Annotated in this window: 1 protein-coding gene and 1 pseudogene; one reads left to right on the forward strand and one right to left on the reverse strand. The window is 75.2% G+C overall.

Annotation, left to right across the window (positions count from 1 at the left end; genetic code table 11):
* Positions 1 to 124, reverse strand: a pseudogene (locus MCM47_RS40270) (LLM class F420-dependent oxidoreductase); the annotation flags it as partial.
* 235 nt (positions 125 to 359) lie between these two features.
* On the opposite strand from MCM47_RS40270, the gene MCM47_RS40275 reads away from it, so the two are divergent.
* Entirely contained in the window at positions 360 to 1,340 is a 981-nt protein-coding gene (locus MCM47_RS40275) for an aldo/keto reductase (protein ID WP_238739938.1), read from the forward strand.
* Positions 1,341 to 1,678: the final 338 nt, after the last annotated feature.

The raw sequence follows: 1,678 nt of genomic DNA on the forward strand, positions 1-1,678 counted from the left end.
CCGAGCCGTAGGCCTCGGCGGCCCAGCAGACCGAGTAGCCGAGCCGGTCGGCCTCCTGCGCGACGGCGACGTTGTCGGCGTCCATGCCGAGTCCCCAGTAGCCGAGGTTGATACCGAGTCGCATCTGCCATGCCTTCCAGTCGGGTTGCTCGCGAGGGTAGCCGTGCTCGCGGCGGTCACGCTACTGGCCGGTAGGTGTGGCCCGGCGCGCAGTGATCGTCCTGCGGGTCTGCACACCAGCCCGGGCCCCGGCCGCTACGCTCAGCCGACGTGGGGACGCCTGTCCCCACCTGCGCGTTCGCCGGGCGGGCCGGTCCCCCCGACGGCCCGCCGTCCCGGCCAGCGAAGGGACCCGTCCGATGGAAAAGCGTCACCTCGGCCGTACCGGGCTGCAGGTCTCCCGGCTCGGCCTCGGCACCATGACCTGGGGCCGGGACACCGACGAGCACGAGGCCGCGGAGCAGCTCAAGGAGTTCGTCGACGCCGGCGGCAACCTGGTCGACACCGCCGACGTGTACGCGGACGGCGGCGCCGAGTACCTGCTCTCCCGGCTCACCGACAGCCTGATCCCCCGCTCCGAGCTGGTGATCGCCACCAAGGCGGGCAGCGTCCCGGAGTCCGGCCGCCGCTTCGACGGCTCGCGCGGCCACCTGCTCGCGGCGCTGGACGCCTCGCTGCGCCGGCTCGGCACCGACTACGTCGACCTCTGGCAGGTGCACGCCTTCGACCCGGCGACCCCGGCCGAGGAGACCCTCAGCGCCCTGGACATCGCCGTCGCCTCCGGGCGCGCCCGGTACGTCGGGGTCTGCGACTACAGCGGCTGGCAGCTCGCCCAGGCCGCCACCTGGCAGCGCGCCCACCACGGGCGGGTGCCGCTGGCCGGCGCGCAGCTGGAGTACTCGCTGCTCCAGCGCGGCATCGAACGGGAGGCCCTGCCGGCCGCCCGGGACGCCGGGGTGGGTCTGCTCGCCTCGTCGCCGCTCGGGCGCGGCGTGCTCACCGGGAAGTACCGGCACGGCGTCCCGCAGGACTCGCGCGGCGCCTCGCCGTACCTCTCCGGCTTCGTCCAGCCGTACCTCGGGGAGCGCTCGCGCCGGATCGTGGACGCGGTCGCCACCGCCGCCGACGGCCTGGCCAGCAGCCCGCTCGCCGTGGCACTCGCCTGGGTGCGGGACCGGCCCGGGGTCGCCTCGGCGCTGGTCGGGGCGCGGACGGTCGGGCAGCTGCAGGCGGCGCTGTCAGTGGAGGCGCTTACCCTTCCGGGTGAGATCCGCGGTGCGCTCGACGACATCTCGGCGCCGGTCCACCGCTACCCGGACGAGGGGTGGAGCGAGCTGTAGGCGCGCGCCGGCCCGTGGTGCGGGTGCCCGATCTGCCCCTGAACGACCCGACCGACCCGACCGACCCGACCCGACCACTACCGACCCGGGCAGAACGACCGGACACGACGTGACCTGACCCGCCCGGCCGACCAGCCCGACCGACCGACCGGTGCCGCCGCCCGCAGCGGCCGGACCGACCCGACCATGCCGACGGCACCCCGGCGCGCCGGCAGCCCACGGCTGCCCCGCGACCGGCGCCGGCCGGCGCCCAGCAGTGGAGTGACCTTTCTTGGAGCGAACGATGAGTGCCACGGAGAACAGCGCTTCGGAGGAGAACTCGACTGCCCCCGACGCGG

It is taken from the genome of Kitasatospora sp. A2-31, from assembly GCF_022288725.1.
Lineage (GTDB): Bacteria > Actinomycetota > Actinomycetes > Streptomycetales > Streptomycetaceae > Kitasatospora.

Bases quoted from the DNA above. Each gene is read 5' to 3' on its own strand.
- MCM47_RS40275 (WP_238739938.1), top strand. From the start codon at position 360: ATGGAAAAGCGTCACCTCGGCCGTACCGGGCTGCAGGTCTCCCGGCTC.